Origin of the sequence: Hydrogenophaga sp. ANAO-22, assembly GCF_042466645.1 — a bacterium.
GTDB lineage: Bacteria > Pseudomonadota > Gammaproteobacteria > Burkholderiales > Burkholderiaceae_C > Hydrogenophaga.
This window is the reverse complement of sequence record NZ_CP159956.1, coordinates 5,105,662-5,121,015: the sequence shown is the minus strand read 5'-3', so window position 1 is coordinate 5,121,015 and position 15,354 is coordinate 5,105,662. Positions and strand designations below refer to the sequence as shown.

The following is a 15,354-nucleotide window of genomic DNA, read 5'->3' as shown; positions in this document are numbered from 1 at the left end:
CCCCTTCCAGGGGGAAGCCGCGTCAGCGGCGCAGGGGGTCACTCTTACTCCGTCCAGCCGCCGCCCAGGGCCTTGTACAGGTTCACCTGGTTCTGCTGTTGTGCCAGGCGCGTCTGCGCCAGCGCCTGCTGGGTGGCGAACAGCGAGCGCTGTGCGTCCAGCACGTCCAGGAAGCTCGCCACGCCATTGCGGTAGCGCAGCTCGGCCAGGCGGAAACGTTCGGCTTCGGCCGTGGCCTGCACCTGCTGCGCGCTGAGCTGGTCGCCCAGCGTCGCGCTGCCGGCCAGCGCATCGGCCACTTCGCGGAACGCGGTCTGGATCGCCTTTTCGTACTGGGCCACCGCGATGTCGCGACCGGCGTTGGACGAGTCCAGGTTGGCGCGGTTGCGCCCCGCATCGAAGATCGGCAGCAGGGCCTGCGGCGCCATCGTGAAGCCCCAGGAGCCGTCCTTGAACAGGCCCGAGAGGCTGCTGCTGGCCGTGCCCGCCGTCGCGGTGAGCGAGATGCGCGGGAAGAACGCGGCGCGCGCGGCGCCGATGTTGGCGTTGGCGGCGATCAGCTGCTGCTCGGCCTGGCGGATGTCCGGGCGGCGCGTGAGCAGGTCCGACGGCAGGCCGGCCGGCACGTCGCGCAGCATGGACGCGGCAGGCACGGGCGCGGTCGGCACGGCCACCTCGTTGGCATTGGCGCTCTGCGCGGGCACGGTCGGCGGCACGGGCAGCAGCTCGGCCGGCGGCGCCTGGCCCACCAGCAGCGTGAGGGCGTTGATGTCCAGCGCGCGCAGGCGGCGCTGCTGAGCCAGCGCGGACTGGGCCGCGGCGGTCAGCGACTCGGCCTGGCGCAGGTCCAGCGCGGAGGTGGCGCCGTTGTCGAAGCGCAGCTTGCTCAGGCGCAGCGAGTCCTCGCGCGTGGCCACGGTGCGCTCGGTCAGCACCAGCAGCTCGTCGTTGGCCTGCAGGCTCAACCAGGTGCTGGCGACAGCCGCCACCAGGCTGGTCTGCGCGGCGTGGCGCGCTTCCTGGCTCGCGAGGTACTGGGCCAGGGCCGCTTCCTTCAACGCACCAAGGCGGCCGAAGAAATCGATCTCCCAGCTGCTCAGGGCCAGGCCCACGCTGTAGACGCTGGTGATGCCACCATTGCCGTCGGGCTGGCGGTTGCCGGTGGCGGCCAGGCCGATGGTCGGGAACTGGTCGGCGCGGCGGATCTGGTACTGCGCGCGCACCTGCTCGATGTTGAGCGTGGCCACGCGCAGGTCGCGGTTGTTCTTCAGCGCCAGCGCGATCAGCTCGCGCAGCTTGGCGTCACCGATGAACTCGCGCCAGGCAACGTCAGCGCCCGACTTGGCATCGGTCGCCGCCGCGGGCTGCGGGCCAGGAAACTGCGAAGCCACCGGCGCCTCAGGGCGCTCGTACTTCGGAATGAACGAACAAGCGGACATCGCGGCAACGGCCAACAACGTCAAGCCGAGGCGCGACAAGCGCCGAGGCGAAACATCCAGGGCATCGGCGGAACTGGCTTCGCCAGGCCGCACGGTGCGCCCCCTGGAGGGGGTGCCGCCGAAGGCGGCGCGGGGGTGGGCATTCTTAAACATCGATTTGCACTCCTGGGCCATGGTGGGCGGCCGCTTGTTCGGCATCCCGCTGGTGCTGGCGTTCGCTGCCCTTGAACAGGGTGCGAACCACCACAAAGAAGATCGGCACGAAGATCACCGCCAGCACGGTGCCGGTGATCATGCCGCCGATCACGCCGGTGCCGATGGCGCGCTGGCTGGCCGAGCCGGCGCCCGAGGCGATCGCCAGCGGCAGCACGCCGAGCGTGAAGGCCATCGAGGTCATGATGATGGGGCGGAACCGGATGTGGGCCGCTTCCAGCGCCGCCGCGATCACGCTCTTGCCCTGCGCCTGCAGGTCCTTGGCGAACTCGATGATCAGGATCGCGTTCTTCGCCGAGAGGCCGATGATGGTGATCAGCCCCACCTGGAAGTACACGTCGTTCGAGTAGTCGCGCATCAACGTCGCCAGCAGCACCCCGAGCACGCCCAGCGGCACCACCAGAATCACCGACAGCGGAATGGTCCAGCTCTCGTACAGCGCGGCCAGGCAGAGGAACACGGCCAGGATGGCGAAGGCGTACAGGATGACGGCCTGCGAGCCGGCGAGCTTTTCCTCGCGCGTCTGGCCGGTCCACTCGTAGCCGATGCCTTGCGGCAACTGGGCCGCGAGCTTCTCCATCTCGGCGATGGCCGCACCCGTGCTCATGCCGGGGGCGGCGCTGCCGCTGATGCGCACGGATGGGTAGCCGTTGTAGCGCACAGTCTGCATCGGGCCGGTGATCCATTTCGTGGTGGCGAAGGCCGACAGCGGCACCGCCTGGCCCTTGTTGTTCACCACGTTCAGGCGCAGCAGGTCTTCAGGTTGCATGCGGGCGGGCGCGTCGGCCTGCACCACCACGCGCTGCAGGCGGCCGGCGTTGGGGAAGTCGTTGACGTAGCTCGAACCGAGCGAGGTGCCGATGGCGGCATTGATCACGTCGAAGCCCACGCCCAGGGCGTTGGCCTTGTCGCGGTCGATGTCGATCTGCAGCTGCGGCGCGTCTTCCAGGCCGTCCGGGCGCACCTGGGTGATCACCTTGCTCTGCGAGGCCATGCCCAGCAGCTGGTTGCGCGCGCTCATCAGCGCGTCGCGGCCCAGACCGCCCCGGTCCTGCAGACGGAAGCTGAAGCCGGACGAGGCCCCCAGTTCGGGAATGGGTGGCGGGCTCAGCGGGTAGATGAACGCATCGCGGATGCTCGAGAGCGCGCCGAAGGCCCGCCCAGCCACCGCCTCGGCCGAACTGCCGGGCGCGGTGCGCTCGGCCCAGTCCTTGAGCGTCACGAAGGCCAGCGCCGCGTTCTGCCCCTGACCGGAGAAGCTGAAGCCCAGCACGCCGACCATGCTTTCCACCTCGGGCTGCTGCAGGATGAAACCTTCCACCTGCTTCATCACGTCCAGCGTGCGCTCCTGCGTGGCGCCCGGCGGCAGCTGCACGTTCACCAGCAGCGTGCCCTGGTCTTCATTGGGCAGGAACGACGTCGGCAGGCGCATGTAGACCACGGCGGCGGCGGCGATGATGGCCACGTAGATGATCAGCGTGCGACCGGCGCGCGGCAGCAGCGCGGCCACGCCACGCTCGTAGCGTTTGGCGGTGCGGGAGAAGCCGCGGTTGAACCAGCCGAAGAAGCCCGTCTTCTCGTGGTGGTGCCCGGCCTCGACCGGCTTGAGCAGGGTCGCGCACAGCGCGGGCGTGAGCGACAGGGCCAGGAAGGCCGAGAACGCGATCGACACGCCCATCACCGCCGAGAACTGGCGGTAGATGTTGCCCACCGAGCCGGCGAAGAACGCCAGCGGCACGAACACCGAGATCAGCACCACGGTCACGCCGACGATGGCGCCGGAGATCTGCGACATCGCCTTGCGGGTTGCCTGCAGGGGCGGCAGCCCCTCCTCGCTCATGATGCGCTCGACGTTCTCCACCACCACGATGGCGTCGTCCACCACGATGCCGATCACCAGCACCATGCCGAACATGGTCAGCACGTTGATGGAGAAGCCCATGGCCAGCAAGGCGCCGAACGTGCCCAGCAGGGCCACCGGCACGACGATGGTCGGGATGATGGTGTAGCGGATGTTCTGCAGGAACAGGAACATCACCAGGAACACCAGCAACATGGCTTCGCCCAGGGTCTGGGCCACCTGCGTGATGGAGATCTTCACGAAGCGCGAGCTGTCGTAGGGGATCGACCATTTCATGCCGGTGGGGAAGAAGCGCTCGAGCTCGTGCATCTTGGTGCGCACCGCCTCGGCCGTGGCCAGGGCGTTGCCGCTGGGCGAGAGCTGCACACCCACACCGACCGCGGGCTTGCCGCTCAGGCGCGCCGACGTGGCGTAGGCCTGGCCGCCGAGTTCGATGCGGGCCACGTCCTTGAGGCGCACCGTGGCGCCGTCGGCGCTGGCGCGCAGCACGATGTTGCCGAACTGCTCGACGCTGCCGAGCTGGCCGTTGACCACCACGGTGGCCGCGATGCTCTGGCCGGCCACGTTGGGCAGCGCACCGATCTCACCAGCCGAGACCTGCGCGTTCTGCGCACGGATGGCGTTGTTGACGTCGGACGCGCTCAGGTTGAAGCCGAGCAGCTTGGCGGGGTCGATCCAGATGCGCATGGCGCGCTCGGAGCCGAACAGCTGGGCCTGGCCCACACCGGGCAGGCGCTGCAGCTCGGGCACCACGCTGCGCGCGGCATAGTCGCCCAGCGCCACGGGGTCCAGCGCCGGATCGTCGCTCGAGAGCATGGCGAACAGCAGGAAGTTGCTGTTGGACTTGTCCACCCGCACACCCTGCTGCGTCACCGCCGCCGGCAGGCGCGGCGTGGCCCGGGACAAGCGGTTCTGCACGTCCACCTGCGCCAGTTCCGGGTCGGTGCCGGTCTCGAAGCTCAGCGTGATGCTGCCGCTGCCATCGGCCTGTGCGACCGATTCCATGTAGATCAGGCCGGGCGCGCCGTTCATCTCGCGCTCGATCACCGACAGCACGCTGTCTTCCAGCGTGGCGGCCGAGGCACCGGGGTAGGCGGTGTTGATGACGATGGCCGGCGGGGCCACCGGTGGGTACTGCGCGATCGGCAGCTGGGTGATGGCCACCCCGCCGATCACCATGATGAAGAGCGCGATCACCCACGCGAAGATGGGTCGGTCAATGAAGAATTTCGCCATGTCGGGCGCTCCTTACTTCGCGGCCTCGGGCGCCGGGGCCGCGGCCGCCGGTGCGGCCGGTGCACTGCCGGGCGCCTGCCAGGGCACGGCCTTCACGGGCGTGCCAGGCGGCATCATCTGGAGCTTCTGGAAGCCGTCGACCATGATCTGCTCGCCGGCCTTCACGCCGTCGAGGATGACCCACTGGCCGTTCTGCTGACCGCCCACCTTGACCTGGCGCGGAGCGATCTTGCCGTCGGCGCCAACCACCGAGACGGTGTCGCCTTGAGCCGAGCGCGTCACTGCCTGTTGCGGCAGCGTGATCGCATTGCCGGCCTTGGCCTGCTCCAGGCGCACGCGCACGTACAGGCCCGGCAGCAGCGTGCCCTTGGGGTTGGGCACTTCGGCGCGCAGCGTCACCTGGCCGGTGGCGCTGTCCACCGTCAGGTCGGCGAACAGCAGGCGGCCGGGTTGTTCGTACACGGTGCCATCTTCCAGCACCACCTGCACGGCAGCGGCTTGCGAGCCCGCGCCCTTGAGCTGGCCGTTGTCCATGGCCTTGCGCAGTTTGTAGACCTCGGCGGCGGACTGCGTGAAGTTCACGTACATGGGGTTGATCTGCTGGATCACCGCCAGCTGCGTGGCCTCGCCCTGCCCGACCAGCGCGCCTTCGGTCACCAGCGCGCGGCCGATGCGGCCCGAAATGGGCGCCGTCACACGGGCATAGCCCAGGTTGATGTTGGCGGTCTGCACGGCCGCCTTGCCGGCCGCGACGTCGGCCTCGGCCTGTTTCTGGGACGCGACGGCCGAGGCGTATTCCTGCTGGCTGATGGCGTTTTCCTTCACCAGCGGCGCGTAGCGCTCGGCCAGCGCCGTGGCCTGCGTGAGGTTGGCCTGCGAGCGCGCCAGGCTGGCCTGGGCACTTTGCAGGGCGGCCGAGTACGGCGCGGGATCGATGCGGAACAGGGGCTGGCCTGCCTTCACGTCGCTGCCCTCGCGGAACAGGCGCTCCTGCAGGATGCCGGCCGCGCGGGCCCGCACCTGCGCCACGCGCGACGCTTCCAGGCGGCCTGGCAGTTCGGTCGTCAGGCCCACGTCGCCGGGGGCGACCGTGACCACGCCCACTTCGGGGGCCGGCATGCCACCACCCGGGGCGGCGGCCTGCGGGGGAGCGGACTCGCCGCAGGCGGCCAGCACCGCGGCCAACGCGAGGACGGACAGGCCACGCCACAACGGGGCCGGGGGCAAGGGGGCGAACCGGGTGCGCGAAACGGGCACTGACTTGATGAGGCTCAAGGCGGGCATGGGAGTCCTTGGGGTATGAAAGAGGGATGGCGCGCAACGGCAGGGAATACCCTGACGGGTTGTGCTGTCGCAAAACGGCGAAGTATACATACATACAAGAATGTATGTATAGTCCTACCCATCCCCACGGGCTTCCATTCTGGAGACACACACACCATGGTTCGACGCACCAAAGCCGATGCGCTGGCCACCCGCCACAGCCTGCTGGATGCTGCCGAGCATTTGTTTCAGGAGCGAGGCGTTTCCCGCACCTCGCTCAACGACATTGCCACCGCCGCCGGCACCACGCGCGGCGCGATCTACTGGCACTTCAAGGACAAGGCCGACCTGTTCAACGCCATGATGGAGCGCGTGACCATGCCCCTGGAGGGCACGCTGGCCTGCACCGCACGCACGGCGGACACCACCGCCAACCCCCTGCTCTCCCTGCGCGACTCGATCATGAACGCGCTCCAGCAGACCGCCAACGACGAACAGACCCGCCGGGTGTTCGAGGTCGCCACGCACAAGGTGGAGTACGTGGCCGAGATGCAGGCGGTGCGCGACCGCCATCTGCAGGTGCGCAACGAGTGCATGGCCATGACCGAAGAGATCCTGCAGCAGGCGGTGCAGCGCGAAGGCATCCAGCTGCACATCCCGCTGGGCACCGCCGCGCTCGGCCTGCACGTGATCATCGACGGGTTGATCCAGAACTGGCTGCTCGACCCCGAGGCTTTTGATCTCGTGAAGAGCGGGCGCGACACGATGGACGTGTACCTCGCCGGGCTGGGCTTCACCCAACCCGCCGCGCGGGCCCCGCAACGCGCGGCCGCTCCGCGCAAGCTCGCACCCGCCTAAGGCATGCGCTGAGGCGCCTCGGCCGAAGGCGCCGGCAGGCGCCAGGCCAGCGGCGAACCCAGGCCGACCACCGCGCCCACGAGCCAGAACACCGCGCCCACCCCGATCAGGGCGCCGGCCGAGCCGAACATCAGCGGCATCACCACGCTGGACCCATTGATGGCCATGGCGCGCAGGCCCAGCGCCTCGCCGTGGCGGTGGTGCGGCGTCATCTGGTGCAGCGAACTCATGATCATGGGTTGCACCGACCCGAGCGCGAAACCCAGCAGCACCGAGAGCGTGCCCATGGCCCAGGCCGCGTGCACCATGGGATAGGCCGCGAACAGCAGCGCGGTGGCCAGCATGGCCGTGCCGATCACCACCGACTCGCGCAGGTGCGAGGCCAGCCAGGGCAGGAGCAGGCGGATCGCGGTGGCGGCCAGGGCGAAGGCGCCGAGGATGGTGCCGATCACGGTCGCGCTCAGGCCGCGCTCGTGGCCCAGCACCGGCACCAGGAAGGTGTGCACGTCCCAGCAGGACGACAGCATCCAGTTGATCATCATCAGCTGGCGAAAGCCCTTGTCCTTCAACAGGTTCCACGACGAGCCGCTGGCCTGGCGCAGCTCGGGCGCCACCGGCTCGTGCTCGACGGTGTGCCGCACGCCATACCAGGCCAGCGAGGGCAGCAACGCGAGCAGCAGGAAGGCGGCGCGAAAACCGAAGCTGTCGATCATCACGCCCGCGGCGAAGGGCCCGAGGAAGTTGGAGATCGAGGGGCCGATGGCCATCCAGCTGAACACCTGCTTGAGCTCGATCGGCCCGTGCGCGAGGCGGCCCACGTGGCGCTGCAGCGCGATCATGGCCATGCCCGTGGCCGCGCCGCAGGTCAGCGCGGTCAGGCACAGCACCGGGAACACCGGAAAGGCCACCGCCAGCGCCGCGCCGGCCGAGGCCACGCCCACCGAGAGCATCACCGGTTTGCGCAGGCCACGCCGGTCGGCGTAGCGGCCGGCGGGCAAGGCCATGAAGACGGGCGCCAGCGCGAACAGGGCCAGCAGCATGCCCACCGCGGCCGGGCTGTAGCCCTCGCGCAGCGCCATGAGCGGCGCGGCCATGCGAAACCCCGTCATGCAGGCATGCAGGCAGATCTGCGCCGCGATGAGGCGCCAGAGGACAGATCGGAGCTGGGGGTTCAAGCGTCTCCGTTGTCGGTGGGGTCCAGCGGCAACAGCGCACTGGCCTGGTCCTGCGGCAGGGCTTCCACCGCCTTGAGCGCGCGGCCCATGGCGCGGCTGCGCGTCTCGGCGCTGTCCAGCGTGTTGAGCACGGTCTGCGTCTGGCTCTTCACGCGCGCGAGCACGTCGCCGAACTTGCCGAACTCGGTCTTGACCGCGCCCAGCACCTGCCAGACTTCGCTGGAGCGCTTTTCCAGCGCCAGCGTGCGAAAGCCCATCTGCAGCGAGTTGAGCATGGCCATGAGCGTGGTGGGCCCGGCCAGGGTCACGCGGTGCTCGCGCTGCAGCACTTCCATCAGCCCCGGTCGGCGCAACACCTCGGCGTACAGGCCTTCGGTGGGCAGGAACAGGATGGCGAAGTCGGTCGTGTGCGGCGGCTGAAGGTACTTGTCGGCCATGGACTTCGCTTCGAGCCGGATGCGCTGCTCCAGCCCCCGCGCGGCCAGGTCGGCGCCTTCGACGTCGGCGCGCTGCTGCGCATCGAGCAGGCGCTCGTAGTCCTCGTTGGGGAATTTGGCGTCGATGGGCAGCCAGCAAGGCGCGCCATCTTCGCTGCGGCCGGGCATCTTGATCGCGAAGTCCACCGTGAAGCGGCTGCCCGGCTTGGTCATCACCTGCACGGCGTACTGGTCGGGCGCGAACACCTGTTCGAGCAACGCGGCCAGCTGGGCTTCGCCGAACATGCCGCGCGTCTTCACGTTGGTCAGCAGGTGCTTGAGGTCGCCCACGCCCTGCGCCAGCGTCTGCATTTCGCCCAGGCCCTTGTGCACCTGCTCCAGGCGGTCGGCCACCTGCTTGAAGCTCTCGCCCAGGCGCGCCTGCAGCGTGCTCTGCAGTTTCTCATCGACCGTGGCGCGCATCTCATCGAGCTTGGCGGCGTTGTTCTGCTGCAGTTGCGCGAGCTGCGCGTCCAGCGTGGTGCGGATCTCGGCCAGGCGCCGCGCGTTGCCTTCGCTCATGTCCTGCAGCTGGCGCGTGAGCGTGTCGCCCAGCGTGCCGCGCAACTGCACGAGTTGCAGGGCGAAGGCGTCGAGCTGGGCGTTCTGCGTGCGCGTGGCCTCGGCCTCCTGGCGCGAAAGGGTTTCCTGGAAGGTGGCCAGGGTCTGCTGCATTTCCTGGCGCCCGCCGCGCGACTGCTCGCTGATCTCGCGCCGCAGCTCGCTTTCCACGCGCTCCACGCGCTGGCCCACCTGCTGCCCTTGCTGCTGCACCTGGTCGAGCAGGCGCTCGCGGTGCGCGAGCTCCTGGGCATCCACCGGCGCACGGCGCAGCAGCAGCCACAGGCCGAGCGCGAGGTTGAGCGCCACCCCGATCAGCAGCAGCCAGAGAAGCAGGTCGTTGCTCATCGTGTCGTTCAACGCTGGCCCGCCACTTCCGGGTTGAGCGGCGTGAGGGTCTTGCCCTGCGTGAGGTAGGCGATGACGTTGTCGGCCGCCAGGTGGGCCATCGCCTTGCGGGTGGTGATGGTGGCGCTGGCGATGTGCGGCGTGAGCACGATGTTGGGCACGGTGAGCAGGTCGGGGTGGACCTTGGGCTCGCCCTCGTACACATCCAGCCCGGCGGCGGCGATGCGCTTCTCGCGCAGCGCCACGGCCAGCGCCGCGTCGTCCACGATGCCGCCGCGCGCGATGTTGACCAGCGTCGCCGTGGGCTTCATCTGCGCGATCTCGGCCGCGCCGATGGCGTGGTGCGACGAGGCGCTGTAGGGCAGCACGAGGATAAGGTGGTCGGCCGTCTTGAGCAGCTCTTCCTTGCTCACGTAGCTGGCCTTGCATTCGGCTTCCGTCGCCGCGTCGAGCCGCGAACGGTTGTGGTAGATCACCTTCATGCCGAAGCCGTGCGCGCCGCGCCGCGCGATGGCCTGGCCGATGCGGCCCATGCCGAGGATGCCCAGCGTGCTGCCATGCACTTCGGCGCCCGCGAACATGTCCAGCGCCCAGCGGTTCCACTGGCCGGCGCGCAGGAAATGCTCGCTCTCGGTGAGGCGGCGGGCCGTGGCCAGCAGCAGCGCGAAGCCGAAGTCGGCGGTGGTTTCGGTCAGCACGTCGGGCGTGTTGCTCGCCAGCACGCCCGCGGCGGTGATGGCCGGCAGGTCGAAGTTGTTGTAGCCCACGGCGATGTTGGCCACGATCCTGAGTTGCGGGCAGGCCGCGATCAGGGCCGCGTCCACGCGCTCGCTGCCGGTGGTGATCACGCCCACCTTGCCCTGCAGGCGCTCGATCAGCTGGGCCGGCGCCAGCGGTGCGTCGTCCTCATTGGTGTCCACATCGAAGTGCTGCCGCAGCTTGTCCACCACCTCGGGGAAGACTTGGCGGGCAACGAAGATGGCGGGGCGGGAGGTCATGGCGGGAGGCTCCTTCAAGGGGTCAGACAAACCAGATCCAGGTCATCAGCGCGAACAGCGGCACCAGGATGCCGACCGACCAGAGCATGTAACCGAAAAAGCTGGGCATGCGGATGCCGCGGTCTTCGGCGATCGCCTTGACCATCAGGTTGGGCGCGTTGCCGATGTAGGTGTTGGCGCCCATGAACACGGCACCGGCGGAGATGGCCACCAGCGTGGGCGCCATGGCGGTCATCAGCGCCTGCGGATCGCCGCCGGCCGTGTTGAAGAACACCAGGTAGGTGGGTGCGTTGTCGAGGAAGGAACTCAGGGCGCCGGTGGCCCAGAAGTACATGGCCGGGTTGGGCGAGCCGTCCGCATTCGTCACGGCCCTGACCACCGCGCCGAACGGGCCGTCGACACCGGCCTTGAGCATGGCGATCACCGGAATGATGGTGAGGAAGATCGCGGCGAACAGCTTGGCCACCTCCTGCATCGGCCCCCAGGCGAACTGGTTGCTCTCGTGCACGCTGGACGGTGTCAGCTTGAGCGAGATGAGCGTGACCACGATCAGCCCGATGTCGCGCAACAGGCCCGGCAGGCCGACGTCGGTGCCCGCGATGTGGAACACCACGGGCGACTTCCACAGGCCACTCATGAGCACGAGCGCCACGACCACACCCAGCAGCGCGAAGTTGAAGCCGCCGTCGAAACCCAGGCGCGCGGTGTCGGGCGTGGGGTCCTGCGGCTGGATCTCTTCGCGGCGGTGGTAGTACCACCAGTCGATGGCGTAGAAGATCACCAGCAGCGCGCCGATGAGCGCCACGGTTTCCATCCACAGGTGAGCCATGGTCCAGAAGAAATCGACGCCCTTGAGAAAGCCCAGGAACAGGGGCGGGTCGCCCAGCGGCGTGAGCGAGCCGCCCGCATTGGAGACGATGAAGATGAAGAACACCACCACGTGCACCTGGTGCTTGCGGTTGTCGTTGGCGCGGATCAGCGGGCGGATCAGCAGCATCGACGCGCCGGTGGTGCCCATGAAGCTGGCGAGCACCGCGCCGATGGCCAGCAGGCCGGTGTTCAGGCCCGGGCTGCCATGCAGGTTGCCCCGCACGAAAATGCCGCCGGCCACCGTGAACAGCGCGGTCAGCAGCACGATGAACGGGATGTACTCGGCCAGCAGCGCGTGCACCACGCTGGCCCCCGCCAGGCCCGGGCCCGCCACGATCGCGAACGGCACGAGAAAGGCCAGCGCCCAGGCGGCCGATACCTTGCCGAAGTGGTGGTGCCAGAAAGCCGGTGCCAGCAGGGGCACCAGGGCAATGGAGAGCAGGACGCCCGCGAACGGCACGCCCCACCACACGGACAGCTGGCTGCCGTCGAGATCCGCGGCCCGGGCCAGGCCGGGCAGCAGGGTGGCCGCCAGGCACAGCCGGCGCAGGGTGGGTGATGTCATGTTGTCTCCGAAGCGCCTTCGCTGGGCGCGGTAGGACGCCCATCAGGGCGCCGGCATGCCGTCAGACGGCCAGCAGGTCCACTTCGAACAGCAGCGTGGCGTTGGGCGGGATCACGCCGCCGGCGCCGCGCGCACCGTAGCCGAGCGCGGCCGGGATGACCAGGCGGCGCGTGCCGCCCACGGCCATGCCCTGCACGCCCTCGTCCCAGCCCTTGATGACGTGGCCGGCGCCGAGCGGGAATTCGAACGGCTGGCCGCGGTCCTTGCTGGAGTCGAACTTGGAGCCCTGCACGCCATCGTTGTAGAGCCAGCCGGTGTAGTGCACCTGCACGGGACGGCCGGCCTGGGCCACTTCGCCGTTGCCGACCACGGTGTCTTCGTACTGCAGGCCGCTGGGGGTGGTGATCATGTTGTGTCCTTTGGAATGAAAAGTGGAACCGGCGATTATTCCAGCCAGTGGGTGAAGCTCTCGACCGGCTCGCGCGGTGTGTGGAAGCCGTTGACCAGGTGGCTGGGGTCGGCGTAGCCCAAGGCCATGCCACACACCAGCATTTCGTTGTCGCCGGCACCGATGTGCGGCAGGATGATCTTCGCGAAGCCGTTCCAGGCGGCCTGCGGGCAGGTGTGCAGGCCGTGGCCGCGCGCGGCGATCATGAGCGTCTGCAGGAACATGCCGTAGTCCACCAGCGAGCCCCGGCCCATGATGCGGTCCACCGTGAACATGAGGCCCACCGGGGCGTCGAACAGGCGGAAGTTGCGCTGGTGCTGCGCGTGCATCTTGTCCTTGTCGCCTCTGGTGATGCCGAGCAGGCCGTACAGACCCCAGCCGTTCTCGCGGCGGCGGTCGATGTAGGGGCTGACCCATTTCTCGGGGTAGTAGTCGTACTCCTCGCGGTACTCGGCGGCCAGCGCCGGGTCGGCGCGCAACGCGTCGTGTGCGGCGCAGACCTTCTCCACCAGGCTGTCGCGGCTGGCGCCCTGCAGCACGTACACCTTCCAGGGCTGGGTGTTGGTGCCCGAGGGCGAGCGGCTGGCCAGCCGCAGCAGGTGCTCGATGGTCTCGCGCGGCACCGGGTCGGGCAGGAAAGCCCGGGTGGACATGCGGCTGTTGATCGCGGCATCGACGCTGGCGGCATCGATCAGGGGCGACGCGGGGTTCTGGCTCATCGCAGGGTCTCCAAAGTCTTCTTGAGGATGTCGGGCAGCGGCACGGGCCGGCGGGTTTCGCGGCTCACGTACACGTGGACGAAGTGCCCGCAGGCCGCAGCGGTCTCTTCACCGTCGGCGAACAGGCCCACTTCATAGCGCACGCTGGAACTGCCCAGGTGCGCCACGCGCAGGCCGGCCCACACGGTCTGGGGAAACGCCAGCGGCGCGAAGTAGTTGCACTGGGTCTCGATCACCAGGCCGATCACCTCGCCGCCATGGATATCGAGCGCGCCCTGCTCGATCAGGTGCGCATTGACCGCCGTGTCGAACCAGCTGTAGTACACCACGTTGTTCACATGGCCGTAGATGTCGTTGTCGCTCCAGCGTGTGCCGATGGGCCGGAACACCCGGTAGGCGCTGCGGGGCAAGGCTTGCGGACGCGGAGGTGGGCTGCTGGCGGTGCTCATGCCGGGGCATTGTGCCAGTGGGTTGATCCGGCAACCGCCGCCGGGACCGCCGCCGCCCAGCCGCGCCAGCGCTGCCGGTACTGCAGCGCGGTGCGGTAGGTGTTGACCTGCACCTGCACCGTGGCCTCCAGGTCGTGGCCGTAGCCACCGCCCATGGCGATGGCCAGCGGCAGGCGCTTCTGCCAGGCCCAGTCCATCACCCGGCGGTCGCGCGCCTCCAGGCCATCGAAGCTGAGCTTGAGGCGCCCGAGCCGGTCGCCCTCGTGCGGGTCCGCGCCGGCCAGGTACAGCACCAGGCCCGGGTCGAAGCGGCGCTCCAGCTCGCCCAGCGCCCGCTCCAGCGCGTCCCTGTAGGTGTCGTCGTCGCAGCCATCAGGCAGCTCGACGTCAAGGTCGCTGGGCTCCTTGCGGAAGGGGAAGTTCCTCGCGCCGTGCAGCGACAGTGTGAACACCGACGCGTCGTTGGCGAAGATGGATGCCGTGCCGTTGCCCTGATGCACGTCGAGGTCGATGATCGCGACCCGCAGCGGTCCCCGCGCGCGGTTCAGCCGCGCGTGCTCGGCCTGCATCAGGCGGGCCGCCACGGCGAAGTCGTTGAACACGCAGAAGCCACTGCCCTTGTCGGCATAGGCGTGGTGAGTGCCGCCGGCCAGGTTCGCGGCCAGCCCGGCACCGCCCAGGGCGCTGCGGCAGGCCTGCAGGGTGGCGCCCACCGAGCGGCGCGCCCGTTCGGCCATGGCCGGGCTCCAGGGAAAGCCGATCTCGCGCTGCGCCGCCGGACTCAGCGTGCCGCTGGCCACGGCCTCGATGTACGCCGGGGTGTGCACCAGGGCCAGCTCGCCGCGGCTCGCGGGCAAGGCCTCGAGCATCTGCACCTCGGGCAGCTCGGCCACCAGCCGCTCGCGCAGGCGCGCGTACTTCCCCATGGGAAAGCGGTGCCCGCTGGGCAGCGGCAGGACAAAGTGGTCGGCGTAGTAGGCGTGCACGGAAGGGAGATCGGGGCGAGGGATTCGGTCGGGCCGGGCCATTGTGGGCGCAGGACGATGCCGCAGTGCCACCACCGACTTTTAGAACACCGCATCTAGAATGCTGCAGCGCAACAAAAAGGGCTTGCACGTCTGCGGCATCTCCCTATAATTCGAGTCATGTTGCAGTGCAGCAAAGCGAACAAAGACAACAGCGTCCCGACAGCGCGGTGTTCTCAGCAGCCTTCAACTAAGCCCTTGTTTTACAAAGTTTAGGAGTATGAATATGTTGACCGCTGAACAAATCGTTGCCGCCCAGAAAGCCAACATCGAAACCCTTTTCGGCCTGACCCAGAAAGCCTTCGAAGGCGTGGAAAAGCTGGTCGATCTGAACGTGCAAGCCACCAAGGCCGCCCTGTCCGAATCCGCCAACAGCGCCCAGGCCCTGCTGAGCGTGAAGGACGCACAGGAACTGCTGTCCCTGCAAGCCAACCTGATGCAGCCCCTGGCCGAGAAGACCGTGGCCTACAGCCGCCACCTGTACGACATCGCCGCCGGCACCGGCGCCGAGTTCGGCAAGGCCGCTGAAGCCCAAGCCAGCGACACCCAGAAGAAGTTCCTGGCTGTCGTGGACAACGCCGCCAAGAACGCTCCCGCCGGTTCCGAAACCGCCGTGGCCGTGATGAAGAGCGCCGTTTCCGCCGCCAACAACGCCATGGAATCGGTCCAGAAGGCCGTCAAGCAAGCCACCGAAATGGCCGAAGCCAACTTCAACACCGTGACCGCCTCGGCCGTGAACGCGACCAAGACGGCCGCCAAGAAGCGCTAAGCAGCACAGCACCGCGATCGTGCCGTTGATCGGCCCGCTTGACACACGTCAAAAAGGCCCCTCTAGTATCAAGTCACGGCG

13 protein-coding genes are annotated in these 15,354 nt (G+C 68.7%); 2 read left to right on the top strand and 11 right to left on the bottom strand.

The genetic code is table 11. The features are described 5' to 3' along the window. Positions 1-44: 44 nt before the first annotated feature. The 3 genes from ABSY19_RS24810 to ABSY19_RS24800 all read right to left on the bottom strand — a co-directional run bounded on the left by ABSY19_RS24810 (position 45) and on the right by ABSY19_RS24800 (position 6,033). Positions 45-1,439: an efflux transporter outer membrane subunit gene (locus ABSY19_RS24810; RefSeq protein ID WP_382163934.1), complete on the bottom strand. Its 1,395-nt coding sequence runs from the start codon at positions 1,437-1,439 to the stop codon at positions 45-47. 145 nt (positions 1,440-1,584) lie between these two features. After that, positions 1,585-4,749 (bottom strand): efflux RND transporter permease subunit, encoded by a 3,165-nt coding sequence (locus ABSY19_RS24805; RefSeq protein WP_382156810.1) that lies wholly within the window; start codon positions 4,747-4,749, stop codon positions 1,585-1,587. A gap of 12 nt (positions 4,750-4,761) precedes the next feature. Next, a complete protein-coding gene (locus ABSY19_RS24800; RefSeq protein ID WP_382156808.1) occupies positions 4,762-6,033 on the bottom strand; it encodes an efflux RND transporter periplasmic adaptor subunit in 1,272 nt (423 codons plus the stop codon). Between the two features lie 156 nt (positions 6,034-6,189). On the opposite strand from ABSY19_RS24800, the gene ABSY19_RS24795 reads away from it, so the two are divergent. Next, positions 6,190-6,870: a TetR family transcriptional regulator gene (locus tag ABSY19_RS24795; protein ID WP_382156806.1), complete on the top strand. Its 681-nt coding sequence runs from the start codon at positions 6,190-6,192 to the stop codon at positions 6,868-6,870. On the opposite strand, the gene ABSY19_RS24790 is transcribed toward ABSY19_RS24795, so the two are convergent. The 8 genes from ABSY19_RS24790 to ABSY19_RS24755 form a co-directional block, all read right to left on the bottom strand. Beyond that, a complete protein-coding gene (locus ABSY19_RS24790; RefSeq protein ID WP_382163932.1) occupies positions 6,867-7,979 on the bottom strand; it encodes an MFS transporter in 1,113 nt (370 codons plus the stop codon). The two genes, ABSY19_RS24795 and ABSY19_RS24790, sit on opposite strands and share 4 nt — an antisense overlap. Before the next feature lie 62 nt (positions 7,980-8,041). Further along, positions 8,042-9,430 carry a DNA recombination protein RmuC gene (locus ABSY19_RS24785; protein WP_382156804.1) on the bottom strand — a complete coding sequence of 463 codons (1,389 nt, stop codon included), beginning with the start codon at positions 9,428-9,430 and terminating at the stop codon, positions 8,042-8,044. An 8-nt stretch (positions 9,431-9,438) separates the two neighbouring features. After that, positions 9,439-10,428 (bottom strand): 2-hydroxyacid dehydrogenase, encoded by a 990-nt coding sequence (locus ABSY19_RS24780; protein WP_382156802.1) that lies wholly within the window; start codon positions 10,426-10,428, stop codon positions 9,439-9,441. 22 nt (positions 10,429-10,450) lie between these two features. Beyond that, on the bottom strand, positions 10,451-11,863 hold the full coding sequence (locus tag ABSY19_RS24775) for a sodium:proton antiporter (RefSeq protein WP_382156800.1): 1,413 nt from the start codon (positions 11,861-11,863) through the stop codon (positions 10,451-10,453). Positions 11,864-11,924: 61 nt separating this feature from the next. Continuing rightward, the gene (locus tag ABSY19_RS24770; RefSeq protein WP_066271574.1) at positions 11,925-12,272 is read right to left on the bottom strand and encodes an FKBP-type peptidyl-prolyl cis-trans isomerase; all 348 of its coding nucleotides are present in this window, start codon (positions 12,270-12,272) and stop codon (positions 11,925-11,927) included. A gap of 35 nt (positions 12,273-12,307) precedes the next feature. Beyond that, complete coding sequence (locus tag ABSY19_RS24765) at positions 12,308-13,030, bottom strand: nitroreductase (protein WP_382156798.1); 723 nt, start codon at positions 13,028-13,030, stop codon at positions 12,308-12,310. Continuing rightward, positions 13,027-13,479, bottom strand: a complete 453-nt coding sequence (locus ABSY19_RS24760; protein WP_382156796.1) for an acyl-CoA thioesterase — start codon at positions 13,477-13,479, stop codon at positions 13,027-13,029. Before ABSY19_RS24760 ends, ABSY19_RS24765 begins: the two co-directional genes overlap by 4 nt. Beyond that, positions 13,476-14,465, bottom strand: a complete 990-nt coding sequence (locus ABSY19_RS24755) for a histone deacetylase (RefSeq protein WP_382156794.1) — start codon at positions 14,463-14,465, stop codon at positions 13,476-13,478. The genes ABSY19_RS24760 and ABSY19_RS24755 overlap by 4 nt, the downstream gene beginning before the upstream one ends. Before the next feature lie 265 nt (positions 14,466-14,730). On the opposite strand from ABSY19_RS24755, the gene ABSY19_RS24750 reads away from it, so the two are divergent. Beyond that, complete coding sequence (locus ABSY19_RS24750; RefSeq protein ID WP_204733310.1) at positions 14,731-15,273, top strand: phasin family protein; 543 nt, start codon at positions 14,731-14,733, stop codon at positions 15,271-15,273. The last annotated feature ends 81 nt before the right edge of the window (positions 15,274-15,354 follow it).